Below are 12,365 nucleotides of genomic sequence, written 5' to 3' on the forward strand. Positions count from 1 at the left end.
GGTGTCGCCGGGCCCTTCTCATGTCCGGCGGTCGCCGGGTCGCGCGTCGTCAGTTGCCGGGCGGCGGCCAGCCGGGGTAGCCCTGGCCGTTGCCGCCGTCCCCGTTGTTGCCGTGCCCGTTCCCGCCCGCGTCGCCGGGCTTCTTCTTGCCGCTGCTGATGTAGAGGATGACGGTGGTGCCGGGCGGGACCTCGGTGCCCGCGTCCGGCGAGGTGGACACGACCGTGCCCTTCGGCTGGTCGGAGTCGACGGACCCGGACGCGACCTGCACCTTGAGGTCGGCGCCCAGGAGCTTGGCCCTGGCCGCGGCGACCTTCATGCCCTTCACCTTCGGGACGCTGGTGGTGTCGCCGAAGTCGCGGGACGGGGTGTTGAAGTCGGGGGCGGGCTTGCCGGCCAGAGCGGACTGCATGCTCTGCTGCCACATGGCGCCGGGGGTGTCCGCGCCGTACACGCCGTACACCTTGTACTGCCAGGGGCCGCGGTAGTCCCAGTAGGCGGTGGCGGCGGCCAGGTTCGGGGTGAAGCCGGCGAACACCGCGCAGGTGAACTCCTCGCAGGTGCCGGTCTTGCCGGCGGCGGGGCGGCCGATGCCGCGCCCGGCGGCGGTGCCCTTGGTGAGGACGCCCTTGAGGATCGAGTCGACCTTGTCGGCGACGGCCTGGTCGACGGCCTGGTGGCAGTCCTGCTTGGGCAGCTTCAGCTGCTTGCCGTCGGAGTCGATGACCTGCGTGACGGACAGGGGCGAGCAGTACTTGCCGCGGGCGGCGAAGCCGGCGTAGGCGGCGGCGAGGTGGACCATGTCGACGTCGTTGGTGCCGAGGACCTGGGACGGGACGGGCGCGAGCTCCTGCCCGTTGGCCTGCTTCATGCCGAACGCCTTCGCCATGGCGACGGCGTCGCAGACGCCGACGCGCTTCTCCAGCTGGGCGTAGAACGTGTTGACCGAGTGCCAGGTCGCGGTCTTGAGGTCGAAGTTGCCCGCCTCGCTGTCACCGGCGTTGTGGAGCGTCCAGGTGCCGCCGCCCGCCATCTGGTTCTTGTACTTCACCCCGTTGATGGTCCCGGTGTACTTGCAGGGCTGGAAGCCGCTGACGGTCGTCGTCTGCGGCGAGTTGATGGAGGTGCTGACCGGGATGCCCTCGTCCAGCGCCGCGGCGAGCGTGAAGGTCTTGAACGTCGACCCGGCGGACACGCCGGTGCCGCCGCCGTGGTGGACGTCGGCGGGCAGGTTGATGGTGGTGCGGCCCTTGCCGGCGCCGAACCGCTTGCTCAGCCCGATCGCCTTGATCCGGCCGGTGCCGGGCTCGACCATCGCCTCGGCGCCGACGCGGTTGCCGGCCGGCGCGACGTTGCTGCGCAGCGCCCGGTCGACGGCGTTCTGCGCCTTCATGTCGAGCGTGGTGCGGATGGTGTAGCCGCCGCGGTTCAGCTTGTTGACGACGCTCTCCTGCTCCTTCGGCGTCATCGACCAGTACTTGCCGTTGGAGAGGATGTCGAGCATGTCGTACTTGACGTACTCGCAGAAGTACGGCGCCTTGCTGGACTCGCAGCCGCCGACCGGGTCGGTGCGGTTCAGCAGGATCGGCTTCGCGGCCTCGGCGTCCGCCTGCGCCTTGGAGATGTGCCCGAGCTGCGCCATCCGGTAGAGGACGATGTCGCGCCGCTTGCGGGCCTCCTTCGGGTTGCGGATCGGGTCGTACAGGGTGGGGTTCTGCGTGATGCCGGCCAGCAGGGCGGCCTGCCCGAGGTTCAGCTTGTTCGCGGGGACGCTGAAGTACCGCTTGGCGGCGGCCTGGATGCCGTAGGCGCCGGCGCTGAAGTACGCGACGTTCAGGTAGCCCTCGAGGATCTGGTCCTTGGTCATGCGCTGCTCGATGTCGAGCGCGTAGCGCAGCTCGCGGAGCTTGCGGCCGACGGTCGGGGCCGTGACCTCCTGGTACTCCTTCTCGGTCGTCGCCTGGTCGACGAGCAGGTTCTTCACGTACTGCTGGGTGAGGGTGGACCCGCCCTGCGTCTGCTCGGACTCGACGTTGGACGCCAGCGCGCGGATCGTGCCCTTCAGGTCGAGGGCGCCGTGCTTGTAGAAGCGCGAGTCCTCGATGTCGACCATCGCCTGCCGCATGATGGGCGCGACCTGGTCGAGCCGGACGGACTCGCGGTACTTGTCGAAGAACGTGGCCACTTGCTTGCCGTTCGCGTCGTACATCACCGTCTTCTCCGACGGTGGTGTCGTCTTGAGGGCACTGTCCATGTTCTCGAAGTTGTTCGCGGCGTCGCGCGCGGTCAGTCCCGCACTGCCGACGCCGGGAAGCGCGATGAACGCGACCAGGACGCCCGCGACGACACCTGCCCCCAGCAGCCTGAACAGCGTGGAGAAGGCCTTACCCCGATCTAGCTTCGCATCGCGCACGGGGTCTAGGGTACGCGGGACGACCAGTGCATACGGGACAGGTCCCCCGGGCCTGGGCGCAGCGGGCCGCCGGCGCAACACGTTCGTCCGGTATGTGCCCCTCGTGACAACCTGCGCCATGTCTGGCGCGTCAACTACAGGTAACTAGTCCGTTCCGGCGGTATGGCCCCGGTGGGCTATATCGAGAATGGGCCCATCGGGGTCTGTTGAATCGTCCCTCGCTTCCGTAAGTTCTTCCCCACGGCTTTCGTTTGGCGGCCTGACGTCCGCGCCCGTCCGGCCAAGGAGCGCAAATCGACACAGACCCTAGGGGAGTGGGGCCAAGATGTGGATCACGGATTGGACCGCCCGCGCCGCCTGCCGTAACGCGGATCCGGACGCCCTGTTCGTTCAGGGAGCGGCGCAGAACCGGGCCAAGCTCATCTGCCGCGGCTGCCCGGTGCGCACGGAGTGCCTCGCCGACGCCCTCGACAACAGGATCGAGTTCGGCGTCTGGGGCGGCATGACCGAGCGGGAGCGCCGCGCGCTCCTTCGCCGGCGGCCGGACGTGCGTTCGTGGCGCGACCTGCTGGAGACCGCCAAGGAGGAGTACGAGCGGTCGGTCGAGGCCGACGAGGAAGAGCTCGTCGCGAGCTGAGCGGGATTCGGCGCCGGTTGGGATGACGCCCACGGCCGTCCGGTGGACGGGCGAGGGCACGGACGGTCCGCGAGGTCCGTCCGGCGACGGCAGGTGACCGGAAGGTCCACCTGAGTGCGGCTGCGGGCCCGTACCGATGCGGTACGGGCCTGCCGCCGCGCCTACCCATGCTCACACCGCGCAACGGCGTGTGCGCGCTGGGCTCGGCAGGTCATGCCTTCAGTGGCTGCACGGTGAACTGGTAGTCGTAGCGGATGAGGTCGTCCTCGCCGAGGACGAGGAACACCCGCGCGGCCCACGCGACGTCGCCGTCCTCCGTCACGAGCCGGACGGTGAACGTGACGGCGTCGTGGTGGGCGAACACGTCGCCCGCCGACACCACGGCGTACCGGCGGCCGACCACGAACTCGTCGTACGCCTCGGTGATCCTGTCCGCCAGTTCGGCGTGGCCGCGGAACCGCGCGGACTCGACGAGTTCCACGCCGTCCTCCGCCCACAGCGCGGCGATGGCGGCGCGGCGCTCGGCGGCGTCGGGTTCGCTCCACACCGCGACGTAGCGGCGGGCGATGTCCTCGATCGTGGCGGGCCGCGGCTCGTAGTCGGTCGCCTGCGTCATCGTCGGTCTCCTTCCGTCGGCCCGGCGGGCCGTCGCGACCGACGTTTCCGGCTGCCGCACGGGCAGGGTCAAGGCCGGCGGGCGGTGAGGACTCTCCCCCAAGGGGAGACCGCACAATGGGCGGCATGACGTACCTGTCCATCGGGGACTTCGCGCGCGCCACCCACATGAGCGTGAAGACGCTGCGGCACTACCACCGGGTCGGGCTGCTCGAACCCGCCCACGTGGACCCGGCCACCGGCTACCGCCGCTACACCGCCGAGCAGATCCCGACGGCGCAGGTCATCCGCCGTTTCCGCGACCTCGGCATGCCGCTGGACGACATCGACGCGGTGCTCGCGGCGCCGGACGTGCACGCCCGCAACGAGCGGATCGTCGCGCACCTGCACCGGCTGGAGGACGACCTCGGCCGGACGCGGCGCGCCGTCGCCGCGCTGCGCGACCTCCTCGCGCCTCCCCCGGCGGACGCGTCCGCGAACGTCGAGTTGCGCAGCGTGCCGGCGGTGCGCGCCGCGGCCGTCACCGGTGTCGTCGACGTCGCCGACATGGCCGCGTGGTTCGAGGGCGCGCTAGGTGAGCTGTACGGGACGCTCGCGGCGCAGGACGTGCGGGAGACCGGCAATGCCGGCGGCGTCTTCGCGGACGAGGTGTACACGCGGCATCGCGGCGAGGCCACCATCTTCGTGCCGTGCGCCGGGACCGTCCGCCCGATGGGCCGCGTCGTCCCGCATGAGGTGCCGGCGGCGGAGCTGGCCGTCATCACGCACCACGGGCCGCCCGCCGAGGTGGACCGCTCCTACGGCATGCTCGCGGCGTACGTCTCGCGGCACGCCCTCGCGGTGGACGGTCCCATGCGCGAGTACTACCTCGTCGGCCGCCGCGACACCCCGGACCCGTCAGGCTGGCGCACCGAGATCGGCTGGCCCGTCTTCCAGACCGCCCCCGCCGCCGCCACCGCACCGCCCCCGCCCGCACGAACGGACTAGCCCGAACGCACCCGTCCGCGAGACCCACCCGGTGTCGGCCCAGCGTCCCGGCGCGCCAGACGTCCACTGCGGGGCGCCTCGGTGTCTTCGGCCGCATGCGTTCCCACGCGCCGAGCGGCCCGGAAGTAGCCGGAAGCATGCGTCCCGGCGCACCGGCCGTTGGCCGTAGGCGTGCCGCCTCCCCGGCGACGCCACCGCTTCCGCGACGGCGCGCCGGACACGGCCGCACCTCGCTGAGGGAACGGTGGCCGGGGGCCTGAGCCGTCGCGCGAGCGCGCTGTCTGACCGGCGGAGCGATGCCGGAGGCGAGCCCCGCCGGGAAGCTCGCGAAGCGAGTTCGCGCTCGCCCAAGCACGGTCAGGGGGCGAGTCGCTAGGCGAGCGCCCTGGGGCGGGCTTGTGGAGACACAGTCGCTAGGCGAGCGCCCTGGGGCGGGCTTGTGGAGACACAGTCGCTAGGCGAGCGCCCTGGGCCGGGCTTGGGGAGACACAGCCGCTAGGCGAGGCGCTTGGGCCGGGATTGCGAAAATACCGAGAGGTCTTCGCCGACCTGGCGGAGGCCTTCGAGGTCGTGGACGTCCTCGGCCTGGGCGGGGACGGCGGTGACCGGGACGGTCGGGTGCGTCGAGGCGAAGTGGTCGCGGAGGCGTTCCTCGCGCGCGGCGAGCTGCATCCGGTCGGTGTGCAGGCGGAGCAGCGCGGCGGTCAGGGGGTGCTCGCCGCGTTCCTCCAGTGTCTCGGCGGCGGCCTGGCTGCGCGCGGCGGACAGCCCGTCGGCTGCGGACTCGTGGACGCGGTTGACGACGAGCCCGGCGAGCGGCATCCGCTCCTCGGCGAGCCGCTCGACGAAGTAGGACGCCTCGCGCAGCGCGTCCGGCTCGGGCGCGGCGACGACGAGGAACGCGGTGCCGGGGGTCTGGAGCAGCCGGAACGTCTTCTCGGCGCGCTCGCGGAACCCGCCGAACATGGTGTCGAACGCGGCGACGAACGTCTGCACGTCGCGGAGCAGCTGGACGCCGAGGACCTTGTTGATCGCGCCGGTGAACATGCCGAACCCGGCGCTGATCACCTTGACGCCGAACCGGCCGCCGGTCTTGGCGGGGGCGGCGAGGATCTTCATGAAGCGGCCGTCGAGGAAGCGGCCCATCCGCTCGGGCGCGTCCAGGAAGTCGAGGGCGTTGCGGGACGGCGGGGTGTCGACGATGATCAGGTCCCAGGCGCCGGAGCGGTGCAGCTGCCCGAGCTTCTCCATCGCCATGTACTCCTGCGTGCCGGACAGGGACGAGGAGAGCGACTGGTAGAAGGGGTTGGCGAGGATCTGCTTGGCCCGGTCGGGGTCGGCGTGCGCCTCGACGATCTCGTCGAAGGTCCGCTTCATGTCGAGCATCATGGCGTGCAGCTCGCCGTCGCCGTCGATCTCGATCCGGCGCGGGTTGTTGTCGAGCTCGGACAGCCCCATGGACTGGGCGAGGCGGCGCGCCGGGTCGACGGTGAGGACGACGACGTCGCGGCCGCGCTCGGCGGCCCGCACGCCGAGGGCCGCGGCGGTGGTGGTCTTGCCGACGCCGCCGGACCCGCAGCACACGATGATCTTGGTGCGCGGGTCGTCGAGCAGCGCGTCGACGTCCAGCGCGGGCGGGTTCTTGGCCGGGCTCATTCGATCTCCAGGATCACGCTGGTTTCCTGCGGCGGGCGGCCGCCCGGCGACGCGGGCCGCGGGACCTCGATCCGCCCGGTCATGCGGCGCCCTGGGCGCGGAGGGCGGCGGCCAGGTCGTACAGGCCGGCGAGGTCCATGCCGTCGGACAGCATCGGGAGCGTGTAGCGGGGCCGGTCGACGGACTCCAGCCGCTCCTTCTCGCGGCGCTGCAGCGCGGTGCGGCGGGCGTGCTCGCCGGCCTCGGCGGCGAGGACCGCGGCGATGGACTCGGCGTCGTGCTCCAGCCCGGCGGCCTTCACGCCGCGCAGGATCTCGTCGGTGTCGAGGGTGCCGGCGGCGGCCGCGGCGAGGTCGTCCTCGGACAGGACGGGCTGGTGCTCCATGTTGACGATGACGCCGCCGACGGGCAGCCCCACCTCGGTGAGCTCGCGGATGCCGTCCATCGTCTCCTGGACGGGCATCTCCTCCAGCAGGGTGACGAAGTGGACCGCGGTTTCGGGGCTGCGGACGACCTTCATCACGGTGTCGGCGTGGTTGCGGACCGGTCCGACCTTGGCGAGGCCGGAGACCTCGTCGTTGACGTTGAGGAACTTGGTGATCCGGCCGGTGGGCGGGGCGTCCATGACGACGGCGTCGTAGATGAAGGAGCCGTCCTTCTTCTTCCGCCGGACGGACTCGGAGGTCTTGCCGGTGAGGATCACGTCGCGGAGGCCGGGGGCGATGGTGGTGACGAAGTCGACGATGCCGAGCTTGGTCATCGCCTTCCCGGCGCGCTTGAGGTTGTAGAACATCTCGAGGTACTCGATGAGCGCCTCTTCGGTGTCGACGGCGAGCGCGTGGACGTCGCCGCCGCCGGGCGCGACGGCGACGCGGCGCTCCTCGTAGGGCAGCGGCGGGCAGTCGAAGAGCTGGGCGATGCCCTGGCGGCCCTCGACCTCGACGAGCAGGACCTTGCGGCCGCCGGAGGCCAGGGCCAGGGCGAGTGCGGCCGCGACGGTGGTCTTCCCCGTCCCGCCCTTGCCGGTGACGACGTGGAGGCGTACGCCGTCCCAGTCGGTGTCTCTCGCGCTCACCCGATCGACCATATCGTTCACTCGGCAAGGACTTTAGAGGGCGCCCTCCCCGATGCAAGTGATCCCTGACACGATGCCCTACGCGTCGGTAGATCGCTCGCCGGGGCCGTTGTGCCGGGCGTGCCCGCGAGGTTAGCTGGGAAACGTGAGACCGGCCTTCGGGCCGGTACGTCCGCACCCCGACGGGTACGGACCGTCCACGAGCGAAAGGTGGCCCGTGATGGCAACGGTGGCCCTGATCATTGTGTTGATCGTCGTGGTGGGCGGTTTGATCACGCTCGCCTCGTCGCTGCGCGTCGTGCAGCAGTTCGAGCACGGCATCGTGTTCCGGTTCGGCCAGGTGCAGCGCGGGGGCCAGCTGCGGCCCGGTGCGGTCCGCCGCCCCGGCCTGACCGCGATCATCCCGTACATCGAGCGGATGCAGAAGGTGAACCAGCAGACGGTCACGATGGGGGTGCCGGCGCAGGACGGCATCACCCAGGACAACGTGAGCGTGCGGGTCGACGCGGTCGTCTACTTCCGGGTGGTCGACCCGGTGAAGGCGATCGTGAACGTGCAGAACTACGGGTACGCGATCTCGCAGGTGGCGCAGACGTCGCTGCGGTCGGCGATCGGCCAGGCGGACATGCAGGAGCTGCTCGGCGAGCGCGAGAAGATCAACGTTCGGCTGCGCTCGATCATCGACGAGATCACCCAGGATCCGTGGGGGATCCTGATCGAGCGGGTGGAGATCAAGGACGTCTCGCTGCCGGAGGGCATGAAGCGGTCCATGGCGCGGCAGGCGGAGGCGGAGCGGGAGCGGCGCGCCCGCATCATCACGGCGGACGGCGAGTTCCAGGCGTCCAAGCGGCTGGCCGCGGCGGCGGAGATCATGTCGCAGGACCCGGCGGCGCTGCAGCTGCGGCTGCTGCAGACGGTCGTGGAGGTGTCGGCGGAGAAGAACAGCACGCTGGTGATGCCGCTGCCGGTGGAGATCCTGCGGTTCTTCGACAAGATGAGCGGCGGCGGGGACGGCGGGTCCCAGTCCGCGGCGAACCGGCTGGACCTGCGGGAGCGGCTCGCGAAGGCGGAGGAGGACCTGGCGAAGGCGGCGGAGCAGCCGTCGACGCTGGAGTCGGCGGAGGACGTCCCGCCGGTCATCGGGCTGGACGACCCGCGGCCGCACCACGGGGTGGCGCGGGGCGAGAAGTCCGACGAGGTGCGGGGGCCGAAGGAGGGCGAGCGTCGCGGCATCGAGGGCGGCGAACGCCCGGCCGGGGGCGGCGCCCCCGAGCAGGAGCCTCCCACCGACTTCTGACGTCGGCCGCCTCTCTCGTTCACGCGCGTGCCCGCCGCGGGCGCGGGTGTCGTGTGCGCGCCCGCGGCGGGCGGGGCTCAGGGCGCCGCCGGGACGGGCTCGGGCTCGGGCTCGGCGGCCTTCGGCATGGTCAGCGCCCGCACGCCGGGGACCGCGGCCGTCCCCAGGCAGGTCGCTCCGACCAGCACCGCGCTGATCATGAGGGGGACGGACGCGCCCCACGCGGACGCGGCCCACGGGGCGAGGGCGTAGCCGAGGGGCGCGGCGCCGAGGGAGAGCAGCCAGTCGTAGGAGGTGACCCGCGCCAGCGACCGCTGCGGGATGGTCAGCTGGACGACGGTCTCCCACGTGGGGTTGAGCACGCCGAGCCCGGTGAGTGCCAGCCCGTACGCCGCGATGACCAGCGGCGCGGGCGCGGCGGCGGCGAGCAGCGCGAGCGGCAGCGCGAACGTGGCGAGGCCGAGGTTGGCGACCAGCACCGGCCGGTGCGGCCGGACGCGGGCGGCCAGCAGCGCGCCCGCGACCAGCCCGACCGCGCCGACCTGCACGGTCGCGACCCAGGTGCCCTCGCCGCCGAGCCGGTCGACGGCGATGGCGGGGCCGAGGGTGAGCAGCACGGCGGACGCGCCGTTCCAGGCCGCGTGCGCGATCAGGCTCGTCCAGTACCAGTCGCGGGAGCGGACCTCGCCCCAGCCTTCGGCGAGGTCGCGGAGCAGGCGGCGGCCCGATCCGCCGTCCGCGCGGTCCGGGGCGGGGGCGCGGCGGACGCGGGCGAGGGCGAGCAGCGCGGCGCTGGCGGCGAACGAGGCGGAGTCGAGCAGGAACGTCCAGCCGGGCCCGGCGGTGAGGACGAGGGTGCCGGCGAGCGCGGGCCCGGCCAGGCGGGTGGCGCCGTTGGCGGTGCCGAGCAGGGCGTTGGCCTTCCGCAGCCCGCCGGCCTCGACCGTGCCGGTGATCATCGGGGAGATCGTCGGGGTCTGGAAGGCCGACGCGGCGCCGCCGACCGCCTGGGCGGCGGCGAGGTGCCAGAGCCGGGGGTGCCCGCCGAGCAGCTCGATCGCGGCGAACAGCTGGGCGCCGCAGCCGGCGAGGTCGGTGGCGACGGCGACCGTGCGGGCGTTGAGCCGGTCGGCGAGGACGCCGCCGACGGGCAGCAGGAGCAGGCGCGGCACCATCGCGCAGCCGAGCACGAGGGCGAGCGCGGACGTGGAGCCGGTGGCGCGCAGCACGGCGAGGGCGAGCGCGGCGGGCACGGCGGCGTCGCCGGTGAGGGACAGCACGCGGGCGGTGAACAGCAGCCGGAAGTCGCGGCCGCGCAGCGGGTGGGCCATGGCGGCAATGTAGTTCGCTATCGAACTATTCGTCAAAGAATTATTCGCTGTCGAAGTAGCGAGGGTCGTACGATCCGTGCATGGACGGCAGCAGGGACGGCGGCGGGGACGGCGGGCCCGGACCGCGCGACCGGAGCGGCGCGGCGGCCCCGCGCGACCGGGCCGGCGCGGGCGAGCCGCGCGACCGGACCGACGAGCACGTCGCGCGGTGGACGCGGATCCTGACCGACCTCGATCCCGACATCGAGGGCTCCGTCACCCGGATGATCCGCTTCGTCGAGCACATCAGGCGGGTGAAGGACCGGTCGCTCCTGGAGTACGACCTGCACCGGCACGAGTACGACACGCTGCAGGCGCTCGGCGGCCGGCACGGCCGCGCCGCCCCGTCGGAGCTCGCCGCCGACCTCGGCATGCCGCCGAACTCGGTCACCGGCCGGCTGGACTCGCTGGAGCGGCGCGGGTTCGTCCGCCGGACCCCGTCGGCGACGGACCGGCGGCGCGTCCTGGTCGAGCTGACCGAGGAGGGGCGCGGCGCGTGGCTCGGCGCGATGGGCGGCGTCGGGCACGAGGAGTACCGGCTGCTCGGCGGCCTCACCGCGGACGAGCGCCGCACGCTGTCGGACCTCCTGCGGCGCGTCATGGTGCGCGCCGAGCAGGAGGCCCGAGAGGGGTGACGGCCGGGCCGCGAGGGCCCGCCGTCATGCCGCGAGCGCCGGGTCGGGGTAGTCCTTCAGCTTGATCGCGGTGGCGGCCTGCGTCGCCAGCTTGTCGAGGACCTTCGTCAGCGGGCCCCTGGTCAGCAGCTTGTACACGGTGGCGCGGCGGCGCAGCGAGCCCGCGCTCTTCGGCGCGAAGAACGACCCGGCGCCGCCCGCGACCCGCTGGCACGCCGTGGTGAACTTCTTGATCGCCTTCTCGTAGGCGGCGAACGCGGCGCGGTGGTCACCGCCGGCGGCCGCCAGCTCCCCGGCCAGCACGTACGCGCAGACGACCGCCAGCCCGGTGCCCATCCCGCCGCAGGTCGCGCCGTACCCGGCGTCGCCGAGCAGCGCGACGCGGCCCTTCGTCCAGGAGTCCATCCGGACGATGCTGATCGAGTCGCAGTAGAAGTACGGGGCGTTCCACATGTCCTGCAGCAGGGTGCCGGTGTGCCAGCCCATCCCCTGGAACCGGTCGGCCAGCGCGCGCTTCTGCCCGTCCACGTCGCGGTGGTGCGGCCTGAGGCGGTCGTCGGTGAACACGCACATCACGTTCGCGCCGGCGCCGCCGCGCGTCGGGTAGACCGACACGCCGCGCCCGACCTCGCTGTACAGCTTGCCGGTGTCGAGGCCGAGCCGGTTCGGCGCCTCGAAGATCGCGACGTGGTGGCCGGAGTCCTTGACGAACTGCGACTCGTCCCCGAACGCGAGCCGCCGGACGTTGGAGTGCAGCCCGTCCGCGCCGATGACCAGGTCGAACGCGCGGGGCGCCGCGTGCTCGAAGGTGACGTCCACGCGGTCCCCGGTGTCGGTCGTGGTCGCGATCGAGTCGCCGAAGACGTACTCGACGCGGTCGCGGGTCAGCGTGTAGAGGATCTCGGCGAGGTCGCCGCGGTGGATCTCCACGTCGCCGCCGGTGAAGGAGTCCGGCAGGCTGACCTGGACCCGGCCCTCGGCGTCGACCATGTCGAGCGCCCCGCCGTGCGTCTGCCGCCGCCGGATCTCGTCCAGGACGCCCATCTTCTCGAGCACGCTCAGGTGGACCTCGCCGCGGAAGTCCACGGCCTGCCCGCCGGGGCGGATGCCCGGGGCCCGCTCCACGACCGTGACCCGGTGGCCGTGGCGGCTCAGCCAGTAGGCCAGGGAGGGGCCCGCGATGCTCGCACCCGAGATCAGCACGTTCATGGTCATCGTCGTCTCCGTTCGTCGTCGTTGACACAGAGACTCGGCGGACGCCCTGACCGGCGGCGCACCGCTCGCTGACCGCCGGGGGCCCGGCGGCGTCAGCCCAGGTCAGGACGTCAGCCCAGGTCAGGACGTCAGCCCGGGTCAGGACGCCGGCCCAGGTCGGGGCGTCGGCCGGGGCCCACCGGCGGCGGGCCGGGTCAGCCGGCGGTGAGGACGAGCCGCCCGCGCAGCCCGCCCGCCTCCAGCCGCTCGTGCGCCTTGGCGGCCTCCTCCAGCGGGAACGTCCCGGCGACGCGGAGCGTGAGGCGCCCCGCGTCGACGAGCGCGGACAGCTGCTCCAGCCGCGCGCCGTCCGCCCTTATCCACACGTTGTGGACGGTGATGCCGCGCAGCGGCACCGGGGCGGCCGGACCGCCGCTCACCGCGACGAACACGCCGCCGCCCCGCACCGCGTCGAGCGCCGAGACC

At 72.7% G+C, this 12,365-nt stretch carries 11 protein-coding genes; 4 read left to right on the forward strand and 7 right to left on the reverse strand.

What is annotated here, in order from left to right:
* Window positions 1-49: 49 nt before the first annotated feature.
* Window positions 50-2,413: a transglycosylase domain-containing protein gene (locus ABZ914_RS34985; RefSeq protein ID WP_190856033.1), complete on the reverse strand. Its 2,364-nt coding sequence runs from the start codon at window positions 2,411-2,413 to the stop codon at window positions 50-52.
* 325 nt (window positions 2,414-2,738) lie between these two features.
* Here ABZ914_RS34985 and ABZ914_RS34990 point away from each other — a divergent pair, with 325 nt between their 5' ends.
* On the forward strand, window positions 2,739-3,050 hold the full coding sequence (locus ABZ914_RS34990) for a WhiB family transcriptional regulator (RefSeq protein ID WP_151540244.1): 312 nt from the start codon (window positions 2,739-2,741) through the stop codon (window positions 3,048-3,050).
* A gap of 211 nt (window positions 3,051-3,261) precedes the next feature.
* Here the strand turns inward: ABZ914_RS34990 and ABZ914_RS34995 are convergent, their stop codons facing one another.
* Window positions 3,262-3,666, reverse strand: a complete 405-nt coding sequence (locus tag ABZ914_RS34995; protein ID WP_500198506.1) for a hypothetical protein — start codon at window positions 3,664-3,666, stop codon at window positions 3,262-3,264.
* Between the two features lie 125 nt (window positions 3,667-3,791).
* Between ABZ914_RS34995 and ABZ914_RS35000 the strand changes: the two genes are divergently transcribed.
* Window positions 3,792-4,652, forward strand: coding sequence for a MerR family transcriptional regulator (locus tag ABZ914_RS35000; RefSeq protein WP_500198507.1), 861 nt, complete (start codon window positions 3,792-3,794; stop codon window positions 4,650-4,652).
* 495 nt (window positions 4,653-5,147) lie between these two features.
* Here ABZ914_RS35000 and bagB read toward each other — a convergent pair whose 3' ends face one another.
* Together bagB and bagA are read right to left on the reverse strand one after the other, a co-directional pair.
* The gene (gene bagB, locus ABZ914_RS35005; protein WP_500198509.1) at window positions 5,148-6,308 is read right to left on the reverse strand and encodes an ATPase BagB; all 1,161 of its coding nucleotides are present in this window, start codon (window positions 6,306-6,308) and stop codon (window positions 5,148-5,150) included.
* 79 nt (window positions 6,309-6,387) lie between these two features.
* Window positions 6,388-7,383, reverse strand: a complete 996-nt coding sequence (gene bagA / locus ABZ914_RS35010) for an ATPase BagA (RefSeq protein WP_347256650.1) — start codon at window positions 7,381-7,383, stop codon at window positions 6,388-6,390.
* A 220-nt stretch (window positions 7,384-7,603) separates the two neighbouring features.
* Between bagA and ABZ914_RS35015 the strand changes: the two genes are divergently transcribed.
* The gene (locus ABZ914_RS35015) at window positions 7,604-8,680 is read left to right on the forward strand and encodes a slipin family protein (RefSeq protein ID WP_500198511.1); all 1,077 of its coding nucleotides are present in this window, start codon (window positions 7,604-7,606) and stop codon (window positions 8,678-8,680) included.
* A gap of 77 nt (window positions 8,681-8,757) precedes the next feature.
* On the opposite strand, the gene ABZ914_RS35020 is transcribed toward ABZ914_RS35015, so the two are convergent.
* A complete protein-coding gene (locus tag ABZ914_RS35020; protein ID WP_500198512.1) occupies window positions 8,758-10,011 on the reverse strand; it encodes an MFS transporter in 1,254 nt (417 codons plus the stop codon).
* A gap of 80 nt (window positions 10,012-10,091) precedes the next feature.
* Between ABZ914_RS35020 and ABZ914_RS35025 the strand changes: the two genes are divergently transcribed.
* Window positions 10,092-10,685: a MarR family winged helix-turn-helix transcriptional regulator gene (locus ABZ914_RS35025; RefSeq protein WP_500198514.1), complete on the forward strand. Its 594-nt coding sequence runs from the start codon at window positions 10,092-10,094 to the stop codon at window positions 10,683-10,685.
* Window positions 10,686-10,709: 24 nt separating this feature from the next.
* Here ABZ914_RS35025 and ABZ914_RS35030 read toward each other — a convergent pair whose 3' ends face one another.
* Both ABZ914_RS35030 and ABZ914_RS35035 read right to left on the reverse strand, forming a co-directional pair.
* Entirely contained in the window at window positions 10,710-11,900 is a 1,191-nt protein-coding gene (locus ABZ914_RS35030) for an FAD-dependent monooxygenase (protein ID WP_500198516.1), read from the reverse strand.
* Window positions 11,901-12,094: 194 nt separating this feature from the next.
* Window positions 12,095-12,365, reverse strand: a 271-nt coding sequence (locus ABZ914_RS35035; RefSeq protein ID WP_500198517.1) for a zinc-binding dehydrogenase, incomplete at its 5' end; no start/stop codon positions are given.

The sequence above is a fragment of the Spirillospora sp. NPDC046719 genome (assembly GCF_040645715.1).
In the GTDB taxonomy this organism is placed as follows: domain Bacteria; phylum Actinomycetota; class Actinomycetes; order Streptosporangiales; family Streptosporangiaceae; genus Spirillospora.